Annotated in this window: 13 protein-coding genes and 1 pseudogene; 6 read left to right on the forward strand and 8 right to left on the reverse strand. The window is 40.8% G+C overall.

From position 1 onward, the window contains the following. The first annotated feature begins 2 nt into the window (after nucleotides 1–2). Nucleotides 3–1,147, forward strand: a pseudogene (locus tag BCU91_RS19740) (HlyD family secretion protein). Nucleotides 1,148–1,230: 83 nt separating this feature from the next. Here the strand turns inward: BCU91_RS19740 and BCU91_RS19745 are convergent. Then, nucleotides 1,231–1,818 (reverse strand): DUF4136 domain-containing protein, encoded by a 588-nt coding sequence (locus BCU91_RS19745; protein WP_102438834.1) that lies wholly within the window; start codon nucleotides 1,816–1,818, stop codon nucleotides 1,231–1,233. Between the two features lie 210 nt (nucleotides 1,819–2,028). On the opposite strand from BCU91_RS19745, the gene BCU91_RS19750 reads away from it, so the two are divergent. Continuing rightward, entirely contained in the window at nucleotides 2,029–2,337 is a 309-nt protein-coding gene (locus BCU91_RS19750; RefSeq protein WP_102438832.1) for a DUF1289 domain-containing protein, read from the forward strand. A gap of 146 nt (nucleotides 2,338–2,483) precedes the next feature. Here the strand turns inward: BCU91_RS19750 and BCU91_RS19755 are convergent, their stop codons facing one another. From BCU91_RS19755 to glnD, 7 genes are all read right to left on the reverse strand, one after another. After that, nucleotides 2,484–3,770 (reverse strand): ATP-binding protein, encoded by a 1,287-nt coding sequence (locus BCU91_RS19755; protein WP_102475561.1) that lies wholly within the window; start codon nucleotides 3,768–3,770, stop codon nucleotides 2,484–2,486. Between the two features lie 17 nt (nucleotides 3,771–3,787). Further along, nucleotides 3,788–4,501 carry a winged helix-turn-helix domain-containing protein gene (locus BCU91_RS19760; protein WP_076541172.1) on the reverse strand — a complete coding sequence of 238 codons (714 nt, stop codon included), beginning with the start codon at nucleotides 4,499–4,501 and terminating at the stop codon, nucleotides 3,788–3,790. After that, complete coding sequence (locus tag BCU91_RS19765; RefSeq protein WP_076541170.1) at nucleotides 4,501–4,920, reverse strand: DUF3019 domain-containing protein; 420 nt, start codon at nucleotides 4,918–4,920, stop codon at nucleotides 4,501–4,503. The genes BCU91_RS19760 and BCU91_RS19765 overlap by 1 nt, the downstream gene beginning before the upstream one ends. Before the next feature lie 2 nt (nucleotides 4,921–4,922). Continuing rightward, nucleotides 4,923–5,798 (reverse strand): MipA/OmpV family protein, encoded by an 876-nt coding sequence (locus tag BCU91_RS19770; protein WP_102475560.1) that lies wholly within the window; start codon nucleotides 5,796–5,798, stop codon nucleotides 4,923–4,925. Nucleotides 5,799–5,948: 150 nt separating this feature from the next. Next, nucleotides 5,949–6,236 carry a hypothetical protein gene (locus BCU91_RS19775; RefSeq protein WP_102475559.1) on the reverse strand — a complete coding sequence of 96 codons (288 nt, stop codon included), beginning with the start codon at nucleotides 6,234–6,236 and terminating at the stop codon, nucleotides 5,949–5,951. A gap of 41 nt (nucleotides 6,237–6,277) precedes the next feature. Then, nucleotides 6,278–6,769, reverse strand: coding sequence for a YcxB family protein (locus tag BCU91_RS19780; protein ID WP_102532208.1), 492 nt, complete (start codon nucleotides 6,767–6,769; stop codon nucleotides 6,278–6,280). A gap of 32 nt (nucleotides 6,770–6,801) precedes the next feature. Next, nucleotides 6,802–9,447 carry a [protein-PII] uridylyltransferase gene (gene glnD, locus BCU91_RS19785; RefSeq protein WP_102532209.1) on the reverse strand — a complete coding sequence of 882 codons (2,646 nt, stop codon included), beginning with the start codon at nucleotides 9,445–9,447 and terminating at the stop codon, nucleotides 6,802–6,804. Between the two features lie 139 nt (nucleotides 9,448–9,586). Here glnD and BCU91_RS19790 point away from each other — a divergent pair, with 139 nt between their 5' ends. The 4 genes from BCU91_RS19790 (at nucleotide 9,587) to BCU91_RS19805 (ending at nucleotide 15,165) form a co-directional block, all read left to right on the forward strand. After that, a complete protein-coding gene (locus BCU91_RS19790; protein ID WP_102438817.1) occupies nucleotides 9,587–10,291 on the forward strand; it encodes a 16S rRNA pseudouridine(516) synthase in 705 nt (234 codons plus the stop codon). Between the two features lie 121 nt (nucleotides 10,292–10,412). After that, complete coding sequence (locus BCU91_RS19795; protein ID WP_102438815.1) at nucleotides 10,413–11,372, forward strand: LysR family transcriptional regulator; 960 nt, start codon at nucleotides 10,413–10,415, stop codon at nucleotides 11,370–11,372. Between the two features lie 368 nt (nucleotides 11,373–11,740). After that, on the forward strand, nucleotides 11,741–14,041 hold the full coding sequence (locus BCU91_RS19800; RefSeq protein ID WP_102532210.1) for an OmcA/MtrC family decaheme c-type cytochrome: 2,301 nt from the start codon (nucleotides 11,741–11,743) through the stop codon (nucleotides 14,039–14,041). A 497-nt stretch (nucleotides 14,042–14,538) separates the two neighbouring features. Then, a complete protein-coding gene (locus BCU91_RS19805; RefSeq protein ID WP_102438811.1) occupies nucleotides 14,539–15,165 on the forward strand; it encodes a GPR1/FUN34/YaaH family transporter in 627 nt (208 codons plus the stop codon). Nucleotides 15,166–15,344 lie beyond the last annotated feature (179 nt).

Here is a 15,344-nt window from a genome sequence, read left to right on the forward strand (position 1 = left end):
CGATGGATCTGTTACTGATATTAACCTATACCGCTTTATGTGTGGCGATATTCAAAATTTTTAAAATCCCACTCAACAAATGGACTGTGCCAACGGCGGTGTTAGGCGGAATAGTATTAATTGGTACTTTATTAGTACTGATGAACTATAACCATCCTTATACTAAGTTTGCCCGTGAATATTTCGTTTCAATCCCAATCAATCCTGCAGTAAAAGGCTTAGTGGTTGAAGTCAATGTTAAGCCCAATGTCCCTGTCAAAAAAGGTGAAGTGCTATTTAGAATCGACCCAACCCCTTTCATTGCTGTCGTTAAACAAAAAGAAGCGGCACTGGAAGATGCACTGCAAGCCGTGCCACAATTAAAGCCTCATGGGATAGTGCGATTGCCCGCGCAGCGCAAGCAGAGGCTAATCGTGACAGAACCAAATCTGCCTTTGAGCGTTATGATGAAGGTCGCCGTAAAGGTGGTAGAAACTCGCCATTTTCTGAAATTGAGTTAGATAATAAACGCCAATCATATTTAGCAGCAGAAGCTGCTTTTAAATCGGCGTTAGCGGAAGAAATCCGTTTTAGACTGGCATTTGAGTCAAACATCGACGGGGTAAATACTGATGTAGCTGTGGTTAAAGCCGAACTTGATGCCGCTATCTTTAATTTAGAACAAACCGAAGTGAAAGCACCAGTTGATGGCATAGTCACTCAAATGGCGTTGCGTCCGGGGGTGATGGCTGTGCCTATTCCGCTGCGACCCACTATGACATTTATACCTGATGAAGACCGCTACTTTGCTGGTGCATTTTGGCAAAATTCATTACTGCGCTTAAAAGAAGGTGATGAAGCGGAAATTATCCTTGATGCTATGCCTGGCCAAGTACATAAAGGTAAAGTCGTTAAGGTATTACCTGCAATGTCAGAAGGTGAGCTGCAATTTGGCGGTGCGCTGCGCTCTTCAAATGAGTTATTTAAGCGTGGCCGGGTGTTAGTATTAATCGAGTTAGCTGACGATGAACTACGCACCAGCTTGCCTGCAGGTGTAGCTGGGCAAGCGGCAATTTATACCGAGCATTTCACTCATGTTTCGATTATTCGTAAAGTGTTATTGCGGATGCAAGGTTGGCTCAATTATCTGTTTGCTGAAGGGCATTAGTGATAATGTGATTATTCTTTTATAAAAAAGTCCGCGATTGCGGACTTTTTATTTTAGCAACTTATAAAGAATAAGATTAATTGTTATTTTACAGCAGCCTGAGGCGGGAACTGAGCCAGAATGGTATTAATGGTTTTGGTCGTTTCAGTGACTTTTTCATTACCACCAGATTCAAAGTCATATTCATCAGTGCCGCGCCAGATGAGTCGGTTATCTTTTAAATCTATAATATCAATTTGAATCACTTGGATTTTAGCGCTGTCACTGCCGATGGGGATTCCCATGCTAGTACCAATCCCAATACCACCATTACTGCCACTAGTACCAGTACCTAGACCAATAGAAAGCCCTGAGCTTTTTGGTTTGTCCTTGGTTAAAAAGGCGTAGCTGACGCCAAAGTCACCAGTTATGTCATTACCAGTGGCTTCACCACTCACGGCTAAGTCATTTTCTACTTGCTCGATAAAGTTTTTGGCTAATAAATTGGCACGTATACTGGCTCTGATCCGCTCGGCGCTAAGTTGATCCCCTTGATTTGACACTTCAATAAAATGAAATCGTTTTAACTGACTAAAGTCATATTTGGTATCAAAGTCTGACTTTCCTGTGGTGCTTTGGCAGGCGCTTAATCCTAGTAGAAGTAACATTGTAAATAACGCACGAAATAGCATAAGTGGCTCCGGTTAATCAATGAATCTGTTTGTTATAGGATGTTTTCTTGAGCGAATTAATAATCAGCTTAAATCAAAAGCCTGCAGTAAACCAATCTTACACAGAATTCGTCGGTCAAATAACCAGCGCTGAACATGGCTTTTTGGTTAATTAATGCTAAGTTAGAAGCATAAAACTTCAATTTTGTCGGAGAGAAACGTCAGTTAAATATGGAACAGTTAAGTTTTTTTTCCGTCCCAAGTCCTTGCATAGGTGTGTGTCAAACTGATGCGCGCGGATATTGTAATGGCTGTTTGAGAAATCGAGATGAGCGTTTTAACTGGCTGCATTTTTCTGATGCACAAAAGCATAATATTATTCGCTTATGCCAGCAGCGAAAGCGCCGCCGACAATATGCCAAATTTAAAGCCCATCAAATAGCGATAAAACAGCAGCAAGCTCAGGCTAATCCACAATTTGACTTTGATGAACAAACTGATGATGACAACATTGATTTGGCTGATTTTAGCTTAGATTAGTGATTGCAACCTTGTGGTTTTAGGTAGGCTTTAGCTGTAATTAATATTATTGAGTTTGATGTGGTGGGTCTATTACAGCCTGCGCCGCTAACGGCCAATCTCCATTATTTCTATCGTCAGCTTCAGCGTTAAGCTAACCATTGAGATTAATGTGCGCTTTCTGCAGCTAGTTCGCGTTTACTTTTTGGCCACATTAAAGTGAAACAAGTGTTGTCATCATCACTGGTTAATGTGACATCGCCTTTGTGGCGCAACATGATGCGTTTGATAATGGCTAAGCCTAAACCATGGCCTTTATTGCCTTGGTGCTGTGACTTACTGCGATAAAAAGGCTCAAATAATCTTTCATGATCTTCTTCAGGGATCGCGGGACCATCATTAGATACTGTTAGGAGCAGGTGTTGGTCATCTTCAGACAAAGACACAACAATTTCATTATGGGTGTAGCGTTGGGAGTTAGTAACAAGATTTTGAATCGCACGCTCAATCAGCAGTGGTTCTGCCATCACATATAACTCACTATACATATGCTTAAATTTAATCGGTTTATCGCTTAATGGGGTTAAACGCGTGATCAGCTCTTCTGTAATGGACACTAAGCCGCAGCGCTCTAATGTGGGCTCTTGTTGCACTTCTAAGCTGGCATAGGTCAATAGCTCTTGCAGTAAGGTTTCCATTTCTTTGATATCAATTTGCATGTCATCAAGAAATTGCTGGCGTCGTTGCTCATCGCTATTGGGCAAACAATATTGTGGTAGTAAGGCTAAAGCAAACTTTAACCTTGCTAGCGGGGTTCTGATTTCGTGTGATACGGCATTAGAGAGGTGTTTTTGGTTTTCAATTAAATCACTGATATGCCGCGCCATGTCATTAAAGGTGTTGGCTAACGGTGCGACTTGAGAGCCGGGATTGAGCTCAATACGGGTATCCCATTTGGCTTCACCAAAGTTTTGCGTGGCTTTTTTAAGGGTTTTGAGATCTTTGGATAATGGCCATACCCAAATTAAGGCGACAAAGGCCAGCATCAAATAAAAGAATATCGTAAAAATATTACGCAGCAACCCGCGGGGATCGATATCTACTGGGCCTGCCATTAACACTTGATCACCCACGGCAATAAATTGCAATTCGTGGCTGCTATCTGTGGTGGTGGTGACTATTTCATTGGCCAAGAATTCGACATTGCCACTTAAAGCAATTTCATCTTTTTCAAATAAAGCTAACGGGTAGGGGTGTTGCTTTTGAATGATTTTAAGCTGCGCTAAGCGCTGCTCTTTAGGTTGCAAAGACAATAATAATGCAAAGGCGATTAATGGCGAGTCAATGTTCTCGTATTCATCGACTTGCTGTTGCCAGAGGCTATCTAATGTCCAGCCTATACCTAAAAAGCTTAAGCTAAGTAATAGGTATAGGCTGATGAAGAGTCTTTTCAAAGTCTTCTATGACCTAATTAGTTATTCCACGCTTCAGGCGCGAATAAATAACCTTGTCCCCAAACAGTTTTTATTCTGAATGGTGTTTCGATACTATCTCCAAGCTTTTTACGTAAGCGAGATATGCGCACATCAATTTTTCTGTCTTTACCATCAAAATCGATATTGAGTAAGTATTGGTAGATGTATTGTCTACTTAATACTTGCCCCGCTTGTGACGCCAGTAACCACAATAATTCAAACTCATGGCTAGTTAAATCAACCTCGGTATTGCCTAAGCGAATCGCTTGGGTATGCGGGTCGATGCTTAACTTACCAAAGCTTAAACAATGAGATTCTGGTTTTGGCGGTTGTGCCTGACGGCGTAATAGGTTGTTTATACGTGCCACTAACAAGCTTGGGTCGACAGGTTTGACAACATAATCATCAGCGCCTAATTCTAGGCCTTTGATTTGGTCTTCTGGAGAGCCAAGCGCACTCATTAACAATATAGGGCCTGAGAAGTAGTCAGGTAATTTTTCACACAGGCTTAATCCATCAAGTCCAGGCAGCATAATATCAAGTAGGATGATATCAGGCTTGTAACTAATCAATCGTGTTAAAACGGTATCGCCACGTCGTTCAACTTCAACGTGCATATCGTGTGATTTTAGGTAGTCCACAATTAAGTTGGCAAGACGAATATCATCTTCTACCAACAGAACTCTATGAGTTGATGGGGGGGTTGCCATTAAAATAAACTCCAAGGATTTCGGTAACGTCTGCGAACTTTAGGTTCGGACATTGTGGTGACTTTTAGGATTACGTCCGCCAATTCATTATTATTATTTTTACTCACCAAGACAAAGTGAATGTCTTTATTGGTTTTTACTGAAAATTGCAATGAATGATCATCAGTAGAATCACTACACCAGCGACTCATTGCTTGATAGTTAGATTCAATACAAATGAGTTGGTCAGTTTTCAGTTGCCAATTTAGCTCAATATCCATCTCGCAATGTTTGTTTTGAGCGTCTTTGAGGCATAAATGAGGCGTAGCCGAAAGCTGTGCTTGCGTTTCAAGCGTATCAGCTTTGACGCAGAAAGCACTAAATATCAGTATTAATATACCGAAAAAGTGATAGAGGTTATATTCTTGTTTACTGAACAAGATTAGAACCTATATGCAGCTCCAATGAAGTAGGAGCGAGAGTAATTTTCATTAATAATTGGACTGTCAATAATTTCATCAGCTAACCGGGTGTAACGTGCCGCTAAAAGTAAATCCCAGCGTTGTGAAAGACTATAACGTGTCGTTAGCTCAATCGCTTTATTCCAGCCAGAACCTGGCTGATATTGCGTGTTCCAGTATAGATTTTCAGTTGATCTAATACCATAGTAATAAGCAATAACTTGCGAACTTTTCCAATCAGCTTCTAATGATAAATCAAAGCGGAATTTATCAAGAGCTAAAGAGTACGACCAACTGGCACTGGCTTCTTGTCCATTATGAACATTAAGTAAATCATGGGCTGCGGTGAGTCTTAATATACCTAATTTGCCGTACCAAAAAAATTCCACACCACCATATACAGTGAAGTGTCTGGTTTCAAGCTCATTTAAAACCTCAGGTTGTGATATACCTCTAGATTCTGTGAGATCCGCTGCAGGGAGTTCAACCGTCTCATCAAAGCTACTGGCTTGGGGTAAAAAAATGTTTGATGGGTCCCAGCGATAAAAGAAAGCACGTTCATCGCTATAACTGCTCGCGAGATTAAGGGTAAAACTTTCTTGCTCTACCAGGGTGTAGCCAAAATTGAAGTTGTCAAAAAACCAGCTTTCACCATAATAGGCGACGGAGGGTATGACATAGATAGGTATATCTTTATAGGTACTTACTGGGTTGGTTTTATTGCCCCAGCCCAAAGCTAGACTGACATCCCATTGACCAACCACAATGCAGTCGCCATCAATTTGACAGGTGTCTTCAGCTTGCGCTGGCTTGATACCAGCAATAACAATGGTAAGTATGAGCAATAATCGATACATCTAAGGCTGCTACCTAATCAATAAAACTTCAATAAACATAATGTTAACATTGTTCATTATTTAGCTACACTGATTTTACCTTAATGATACAAACTGATACTGGTGTGATTAATTTACATTAAGCCGTTTTTAACCAAAGGCGTCACGGCGTTAATTTAATTCTTGCTCAACTGGTTCAGTATTTGATTGTTCAATCTCTAGCGGTGCTTGCCTTTGATAGCCCATTTCAATTAACTGAGCATTGATGCAGTCGGTAATAAATTGCTGTTTTTCGATGGCTTCAATTTGTTCTTCAGCGGCCATATTTTCACAGGCCGCCGTTAATGATTTTACGGTATCCTCAGGGGCTGGTATTCCATTGGCATTGGTATCTGTGCTGAAAAAACTGCAGATAACAAGGCTTACGACAATACTTAAACTTAATGATGGTTTAGTCATAATTGTTCCTCTAAGTGTTAACACGTTATGTAAACAGATGCTTAGTTCATTTTTTTGCGAATAAAATCACTGCAAGTGTCATCTAAGCAGCGCTTAGAAACATAATGCTTGGTTAATTGGGTTGTGAGTAAAAAACCTTGGCTTGTTTCTGCAATGCGATAAACATCACCCCAAGCTAAATGATGATCAATATAAGTCGACTTTGAATGAATACCGTTATCGTCAATGGTTAAATTTACTGGGTTATTCGCTGACTTACTTATTAGTTGCCTCATTAACCACCAAGCGCGATTAAACCTAACTTGCAGTGCTTCAACTGCCCCTAAACCAATAAAGAAGTAAGCAACATAGGGGCTTAACTCGGTGATGGTCATTAAAAATCCAGCGACTAAAAATGCCACAGATTTTAAGTAACGCTTTGGACTGGTATTAATGACAACTGACTCATCGAAGGTTTCTTCAAAATGAGATCGATCTAAAATATATTCAACACTATAGCTATAAGCTGTTGTTTTTGTTTCGCTGGTAGACATGTATCGCTCATTGACAACATTAATTGAGATAATTATAAGGTTGAAGTGATCGATTTCACTAATTTTTCCTGTAAATCGGTTTGTTCTTCTTCTGAAAGCTGTGCACCGTATTGGTTGGAAAGGGTAAACACGTTATCAGCTCGCTCACCGACTGTGCTGATGGCTGCAGAATGAATTGTAAGCTCTAGTGCTCTGAATGCACTGGCTATTTGCCCCATAAACTCATGGGTTTCTAGCGCTAAAATATGCACTAAGGTGCGGTTAGCTTTTTTAGAGTGAATAAATTCAATGGTGGGTTTGTTATCAAAACTTTGGGTGTGTCTTAAAGGGCGCTTTTTCGGCGGCATTACATTATTGTCTATCACTTGACGTAGCTTGCTGGTGACTTGTTTGCGGCGCTGAGCACTGAAAATCGGTTTACCGTCAAAGTCGAGTACTTTAAAAGCTTCAACCACGTAACCGTCTTTAGTTTGTGAAATCTGTGCTTGCTTCACTGATATCTTCAAGGTTGATAGGGTATTAAACAGAGAAATAAACAAGCCTGCTCTGTCTTTGGTATACACAAAAACATCACTACAGCCTTTGACATTACTATCATCAACAATAATTAACGATTCAGAATCTGCTTGAGCTTGTTGCTGATGCGAAAGTATTCCTAGGGTGTATTTTGCTATTTCACTGGATTCTGCATTACCGAAAAAGGATAACGGCAGGTTTTTCCATAGTTTTTGAATAGCAGCAGATTGAGCCTGTATTTGGTGTTCATCTGTTAATTGTGAATCGGCATTGATGATATTAAGGGCTTCTTGTTTGTGCTCCCTAACCACGCTGCGCAGTTGCAATACATTTTCAAGACCATTCCTGAGGGCTTTACGGGTGGCAAAGTAGAGGTCGGTTAATAAACTGGCTTTCCAATCATTCCATAGATCATCATTGGTGGCTTGAATATCGGCCACCGTTAAACAATATAAAGCATCAAGTTTAGTGAGGCTGCCCACGGATTTTGCAAAAGCAGTAATGACATCAGGATCTTGAATATCCATACGCTGGGAGGTGATGGACATTAATAGATGTTGTTCCACTAACCAGCTAATTAATTGCTGCTGTGAGTTTTTTAAACCATGGAATTTGGCAAATAATTTGGCATCTACTGCGCCGAGTTCACTGTGATCACCACCACGTCCTTTAGCAAGATCATGAAATAGTGCGGCAAATAAAATGGTTTCTTTGGCTTGGAACCGAGCATAGATATCAGCGGCCAATTTGTGATCGTGACTAATGTCATCATGGGTTAGTGCATATAAGTTTTTTAGCAGTTTATGCGTGTGTTCATCCACAGTATAAGCATGAAATAAATCAAACTGCATCTGGCCAACCACTTCACGCCATTGGGGTAAATATGAGGTAAGGATGCCATGTTGATGCATTAAGGTAATTGCCAGCCCCATGCCTTGTGGGTGCTTGAATAGTTTGACAAACAGTTCACGGCAGACATGAAAGTCTTGTAAATCACCCATTAAACGACGACGTACTTGCCTGATCAACCTTAAGGTCTCAGGGGTAATGCCTTTTACTTGTTGATAGTATTCGGCAATATAATAAAACATCCACATGATCTGCGGTCTATCAATAAACACATCTTGATTTTTTGCATTTATTTGGCCATTTAAGATCTCAAAATTGTCATTGATATCGATACAATTATTGTGTTTCAGTGGCGATATCTCGCGTTGGAAATAAGCCATCAACATCAGGTTTAATTCACGAATACGCTTCATTGCTCTAAACAATTGGCGCATCATTTTTTCAATGGTGATATTACCGCTGTCACCAAATCCCAGTAGGCGAGCGACTTCAGCTTGATGTTGCAATAAAAGTCTATTTTCAGAGCGGTTTGACGCTTGATGCAATGAGAATCGCACTCGCCAAATAAAGTTTTGGCACTCCATTAGTTCTGCGTATTCATCAGCAGTTAAAAAATTAAGACGACGAAGATCTTTAAGATCGTCAATGGAGAAATGTTTGCGAGCTATCCAAGTAATCGTTTGAATATCACGCATGCCGCCAGGGCTATTTTTTAAATTGGGCTCAATATTAAAGGCGGTGCCTTGGGCTTTATGATGCCTGACTTGTTGCTCATTAAACTTGGCTTCAAAAAAGGCTGCGCTACTCCAAATACTTTCGCCATAGAGTTTGCTGATAACTTGGTGTTGATGGTTTTCATGGCCACAAATATTGCGAATTTCAAGTAAAGTGGTGGCGATGGTGACATCTTCTTTACAGGCGACAAAAGTATCATCTAGGCGCCTTACTGCATGGCCTAAATCTAAACCCAAGTCCCATAATTGAGTCAGAAAATCACTGAGTTTATTGGCATCATCGGTGGATAAGTTGTGGTCATGAATAATACAAATATCGATATCAGAAAAAGGGTGTAGAGTTTGCCTGCCGTAGCCACCTACAGCATTGAGAGAGATTTCTTTTGTATCAAAAGTAAACTTTTGCCAAATATGACTGAGAAGTTTATCAAAAAATTGAGCGCGAAATGTCAGGATCTCGGTAATTGGGCTACAACTAATCTGTTGCTCTAGCCAAATATCAAAATCAGTAATGGCTTGTTTTAGCTCTACAATACTCATATTTGGCTGTAAAATCGGATAGACTGGCTGCAAAAACATATCACTCCCTTTTAGATTCGCTCTCAAATAGGGTATGCGATTTAGTTTGCCAACTCAAACTATCCACTAAATTGATTAGTAATAAGTTAATTCTTTTAACTAGTTAAATAAGAATAAATCACTTAAATTGAGCTTATAAATGCAAAGTAAACGAAGTCGTTTAGATCAGTTTTTAGCTAAAAAATTACAGCTACCTAAAAAGGCGGTAAGGCTAATTTTACTGGCTGGGCGGGTCAATGTTGATGGTGAGACTTGTAAAGAGATGGACCATCAAATTAATGAGTTTACCGCTATTATGCTTGATGGTGACTTTATTCAGAACCAGCAAAAACAATACTATATGTTACACAAGCCTGTGGGTGTGGTGAGCGCGACAAAAGATGATATTCATCCCACGGCCTTGTCGCTATTAACTGGCGTCAATATTGAAATGATGCATATTGCTGGTAGGCTTGATTTAAATTCTACTGGCTTACTGTTAATTACCAATGACAGCCAATGGTCGCAAGCTTTGATGTCGCCTGAAACCAAAGTAAACAAACAGTATTTGGTGACGTTAGAAAATCCCATTGATGACTCATATATCAGCGCTTTTAATCAAGGGATGTATTTTGGTTTTGAAGATATCACCACTTTACCGGCGCAACTTGAAATCATCTCAGAGTATCAAGCACGGGTGACGTTACAAGAGGGTAAGTACCATCAAATTAAGCGTATGTTTGGCCGCTTCAGGAATCCGGTGATTGGTTTACATCGTGAGTCGGTGGGCAATATTAACTTGGATAAGCAATTGTTAGTCGGGGAGTTTCGCTCGCTCACTCAAACTGAAATCAATCTTAAGTAAATCTTATAAAACCTTAAAAAAACTTAAATTAATTCTATAAGGTTGGGCTTGATCAAGTTTTACTTGTTACAATTATGTTAGATTAAGCCTAATATTAACAAGGTTATTACTAGGTAATTGCATGGATTTCAAAGCGCTTAAGAAAATCAGCGAATTAGACGTGTTCTGTTTGTTGGTCTTTAAAACTATTTATGAAACAGGCTTTGCTAACCTTGCAGCGAAAGAATTAAACGTTTCAGCTCCTAAAATAAGCCGTTGTTTAACGGCGTTACGGTTAACCTTTGATGATGAGTTATTTTATCGACGTCAACAAGGGTTAAGACCTACCGCGCTAGCAGAGCACCTTTATCAGCCCATATGTAGTTTTTGCGAGTCAGCCTCAAATATTGAACGCATCGTACATGAAGGTAACTGTACTAATTCATCAACCGTGCTCAATATTGCGGTAACTCCCATCATTATGACTTCACTTTCAATGGCGCTTGGCAGCGACGACATAATGGATAAGTTAGGTAAAGTCAGAATGCATATATGGAATGAGCATTCTGAAGAGTTGATCCACCAAGGTGACATTGATTTAGGGATTAACCTTGGCCCAGCCAGCGCCAGCGATTTATTATCTGAAAGCCTCGGTCATAGTGATTCCACTTCGATTGTGGCTAGAACGAATCATCCTATTTGGGGCTATGATGCTATAAGTTTAGATGACATAGCTAACTATCCCTTTTTGCTGCTCGATACCAAGGGGTTTAATGATAAATTAGATTTCTTCCAAATTTACTGCCGTCAATCAGGGATTGAGCCGCTTAATATCAGTCGAGTTAGTTCCATTGAAGAGTGGTTTTGTCACTTGTTGACCATGCGAAGTTTCAGCTTTATAGCCACATCAGAAGCTGCAGTGTTAAATCACTTTAATGCACTACGTGTTGAAAGCTTACCGGAAACCGAAAGAGAAAAATTGCTTGGCCATGGCGCCGCGCCGCAATACCACCTTATTGAAAGAACCTCCTCATACCGCCGCTATTGTGATGACAGCAGAAAGATTATTATTAATTCAGTGCTTAAGTTAATCGCTGCCTAAATCGCTTATGTGCTATTTAGCCATTTCCCTGTGCTGGGGGAGCTGCCGCTGAATATCATTTTAATGGGCTAGAGAAGCGCTATGGCTGTCGAGTCATTCACCTTGAACTGTGCATTTTTTATGCTTGTTTCCACCATTCTTTTAGCGCAAATCTGTTTCGTTAATAACAATCATTATCAGTATAAAACTCAATAACCTATACAAATTTCATATATCGAAATTGCCAACTTCGATTTGTAAAATTGCAAGATCTAAATCTTTAAATTTCAGTCACATATATGAAACTCTTTTGATACATCTAAAGGGGTATCTTTTATATTAAAGTTACTGCTAAAGCAGATTTAAATACCTATATAGGGGATCCGATAATGAGAACATATAAAAGGTCGATTCTAGCAGCAGCGTTAATCGCTGCTATTGGTCTAGCGGGTTGTAGTGATGGAGATGATGGTAAAGATGGTGCCCCAGGAGAACCCGGCGCGCCAGGTACACCAGGTACACCAGGAGCACCAGCGGGAAGTGTTGTTGATACAGTAGCATCTGCTGCTGATTTTGTGTTGAGCTTAGCCCCTGCAGATATCGTGGTAGTAGGAGGTGATGATTTTGCTATCAAATTTACGGTAACAGGCAAAACAGCTAAAGGCGAAGATGTGCCCTTTAGTGGCTTAGACAAAGTAGCGCTTTATGTGATGAATCAAGCGGCCAATACCACGGATACTGGCGCGCCACTATTGTGGGAAAGCCATACCCTAACCAATGAATTTGGTTCAAGTATGTATTGTACGCCAACAGGTATGGCAGAAGCCCGCGGCGGCGCAGAAGTTGAAGCTTGTACCTTAGTTGAAGATGAAGCAAACCCTGGCACTTACACTGGTACTTGGGAACATGAAGGCAATGCACCGGTTGTGCTTGCAGATGGCGATGCCAATAACTTACATCGCGTTATGGTTCGTAGCTATGATGTTGTAGACAGCACTGGTGAAGGCATTGCAGACAAGCTTCTTTCTACTCCGGTTGATTTTATTCCAGCAACAGGTGAGCTAGCTGTATCTGAAAAAGATTCAGTGTCTAACGCCTCTTGTATTAAGTGTCATACTCAAATGGATGGGTATGAAGCCACTGATATTCGAATTGCCAATATTGGTGCCCACCATAATTATCAAAAAGTTGAAAATTGCGTAGCCTGTCATAATCCTGCTTATGCGGGTGGAGAGGATGATCCAGAAAAAGGCTTTAACGCTAATTGGAATGCAATGATCCACACATTACACGCTGGTCATCATATTGACGATCTAGAAGGTGAAGCTGCAGAGATGTTTGGCGAAATTGGCTTCCCATCAGAAATAAATCAATGTACCGCATGTCATGATAACGGTATGCAATGGAATGATAATGTTTACGCAGAAGCATGTGTGTCATGTCATACCGATGTAGATTTAGCCACTGGTGAAAACCACCTAGGTATCGTACCTGAAAGTGATGCAGCCTGTTCTGGTTGTCATGGCGCAGGTAGCTTAAGCCCAATGCAAGCACATAATGTTGCAGCGAGAGCGATTGCCACTGATTCAATTGAAATTGCTTTAAATAGTGTGAGTTACACTGAAAGCGCAACAGTTGACATGGATGAAATGGTGATTACATTTGATGTCACTATTGATGGTGTTGCCGTTGAAGATGGTTTCGAGTTCACTAACTTTACTAAATACGATGAAATGAAAACCGGCTGGATAGACACTGATGGTACTTACTACGGTAGTGCTTCGGTTAATCTAAATGGTGTTGTTGCATCCGCTGGTCAGTTAATGGTGACTCAATTAGGTGAGTTTAATCTAGACGGAAAGAGTATTTCTGTAACGCCACGCTTCTCAGTATGTGCCGATTCAGAAGGCATGCTTATTGAGTGTTTAGATTCAAGCGGCGAAGCGCAATATGATGTTGGTTATGTAGCAGTCACTATGGCGCCAGCTTACTGGAATCTCGCCAATGCTGATGGTAGCGGCGCAACGATATCTCGCTTTAGCGACCCTGCACGGGTAACCGCTGATGAAGCTAAATGTAATACTTGTCATACTTCATTAGGTATCGCTAAGCATTACGGTAACGAACGTTTCGACCAATGTGTAGGTTGTCATAACGACACTTGGGGTGGCTCTTATCATGTGGCTGTTGAATATAAAACAGATGCAGTTGACGAAAATGGCGACCCAGTATTTGAAACAATTGAAGGCTTAACCTATAGCAACCGTGACTTATTCACTGTCGCTCACCGTTTCCATTCAGGTCTTTGGGATGATAACCGTGGCTTCCCTGCAATACACTTAAATTCTGATATGGAAACACAAGGTTACCCAGCAGTGGCTACCGAATGTGCAGCTTGTCATAAAGATGATGTGAGTTTATTCGCAGCAGATGGTGGTCTTACCTCAGGTAAACGCGCAATTGCAGTAGATGCTGGTGCAACAATGTTCATTAGCCCAACCGCTGAAGCATGTCGTACTTGTCACGCTCACTCAAGTGCCTCAGCAATGGCTCACTTCAAGAGTAATGGTGCGATAGTTGAGGGCGATCCAGCTTCAACTGCTAATCTGCCGGTTGAATCTTGTGCAACTTGTCATGCTGAAGGTAAGACTTACGGTATTGATATAATGCATGCTGGAGGGGCACACTAGTTAGCAATAATTGATGTTTCATCAGCTATGAGATCCCCTGCTTCTCATAGCAAATAAACCACTGGGAGCCTTCGGGCTCCCTTTTTTTATCCTCAGTGTTTGCATTAACCTTTTTATTGATCCCAATGGCGTTATTATTCATTTTTGTGAGTCAGTGCAATTTTTAAACGTTCTAGCGTGTTTTAGTTTACTTATAAGCAGGCTTTAATGCTGATTTATTGTGAGTTAGATCGGTAGTTGGCAATATTTGTGAGCTGGCAAGCCTTCAAGTGTTCACTTGAGAGGTTAATGCCACTTTTTTATTTAACAAGCTGAAAAGCAACACTAATTAATCGCATTGTTTAGTGTGCTTATTCCTCAGATCCCTTGGTTGCTAGTTTGATTGCCTCCTGCGGTTACATTATTATGCGCGGCGCTAAGATTAACCAAAGTTAATCTAGTGTGACGACACTATCGTCACTACTTACTTAATTGATTACTTCCTGTAGGGGAACTCAATGTCGACACCGCAGACAAATTCATACGCAAACCCAGCGCCACTTGGTTTAATGGGCTTCGGTATGACCACCATTTTGCTTAATATTCATAATGCTGGTTTTTTTCCAATTGATTCAATGATCCTTGCTATGGGTATTTTTTACGGCGGCATTGGCCAAGTGATTGTCGGCATCATGTGCTTTAAACGTGGCGATACCTTTGGCACTACAGCATTTACTTCTTATGGGCTATTTTGGTTAACCTTAGTTGGTCTACTTGTCATGCCTAAAATGGGTTTTGCGGCAAGTCCTGCAAGCTTTATGGGTTGGTACCTAGCGCTTTGGGGCATGTTTACTGGCTTTATGTTTATTGGCTCTATGCGTTACCCATTAGCCAAGCAAATTGTCTTTGGCTTGCTAACTATTTTATTCTTCCTATTAGCTGCGCGAGATTTTACCGGCAGCGAGCTAATTGGCACCATTGCTGGCTTTGAAGGTATTTTATGTGGCTTAAGTGCCATTTACTTTGCCATGGCGCAAGTGCTGAATGCTGAATATGGCCGGGTGATTTTGCCTGTTGGAAAAGTCAGATTTGCAGCAAGTAAAGCTGAAACCACTGCAGCACCAGCGTCGTTAAAAGCAGCGTAATACTAAATTAGCGCCATAAAAAAGCTGACAATGCTATGAATAGCCTTGTCAGCTTTTTTGTTTAAATTTACTTTAGCTCTGTTGCAGTTTAAACAACCACTTACCGTAAAGATAAATCCCTACTGCCGAAATCGTCCCACAGCGGCGATGATGTACCAAGCTTTGCCGATACTGTGGCT

Source organism: Shewanella sp. 10N.286.52.B9, from assembly GCF_002873635.1.
Lineage (GTDB): Bacteria > Pseudomonadota > Gammaproteobacteria > Enterobacterales > Shewanellaceae > Shewanella.

Bases quoted from the DNA above. Each gene is read 5' to 3' on its own strand.
- BCU91_RS19800 (WP_102532210.1), top strand. From the start codon at position 11,741: ATGAGAACATATAAAAGGTCGATTCTAGCAGCAGCGTTAATCGCTGCT.
- BCU91_RS19750 (WP_102438832.1), top strand. From the start codon at position 2,029: ATGGAACAGTTAAGTTTTTTTTCCGTCCCAAGTCCTTGCATAGGTGTG.
- BCU91_RS19760 (WP_076541172.1), bottom strand. From the start codon at position 4,501: ATGGCAACCCCCCCATCAACTCATAGAGTTCTGTTGGTAGAAGATGAT.
- BCU91_RS19805 (WP_102438811.1), top strand. From the start codon at position 14,539: ATGTCGACACCGCAGACAAATTCATACGCAAACCCAGCGCCACTTGGT.
- BCU91_RS19790 (WP_102438817.1), top strand. From the start codon at position 9,587: ATGCAAAGTAAACGAAGTCGTTTAGATCAGTTTTTAGCTAAAAAATTA.
- BCU91_RS19770 (WP_102475560.1), bottom strand. From the start codon at position 5,798: ATGTATCGATTATTGCTCATACTTACCATTGTTATTGCTGGTATCAAG.
- BCU91_RS19775 (WP_102475559.1), bottom strand. From the start codon at position 6,236: ATGACTAAACCATCATTAAGTTTAAGTATTGTCGTAAGCCTTGTTATC.
- BCU91_RS19745 (WP_102438834.1), bottom strand. From the start codon at position 1,818: ATGCTATTTCGTGCGTTATTTACAATGTTACTTCTACTAGGATTAAGC.
- BCU91_RS19780 (WP_102532208.1), bottom strand. From the start codon at position 6,769: ATGTCTACCAGCGAAACAAAAACAACAGCTTATAGCTATAGTGTTGAA.
- BCU91_RS19795 (WP_102438815.1), top strand. From the start codon at position 10,413: ATGGATTTCAAAGCGCTTAAGAAAATCAGCGAATTAGACGTGTTCTGT.
- glnD (WP_102532209.1), bottom strand. From the start codon at position 9,447: ATGTTTTTGCAGCCAGTCTATCCGATTTTACAGCCAAATATGAGTATT.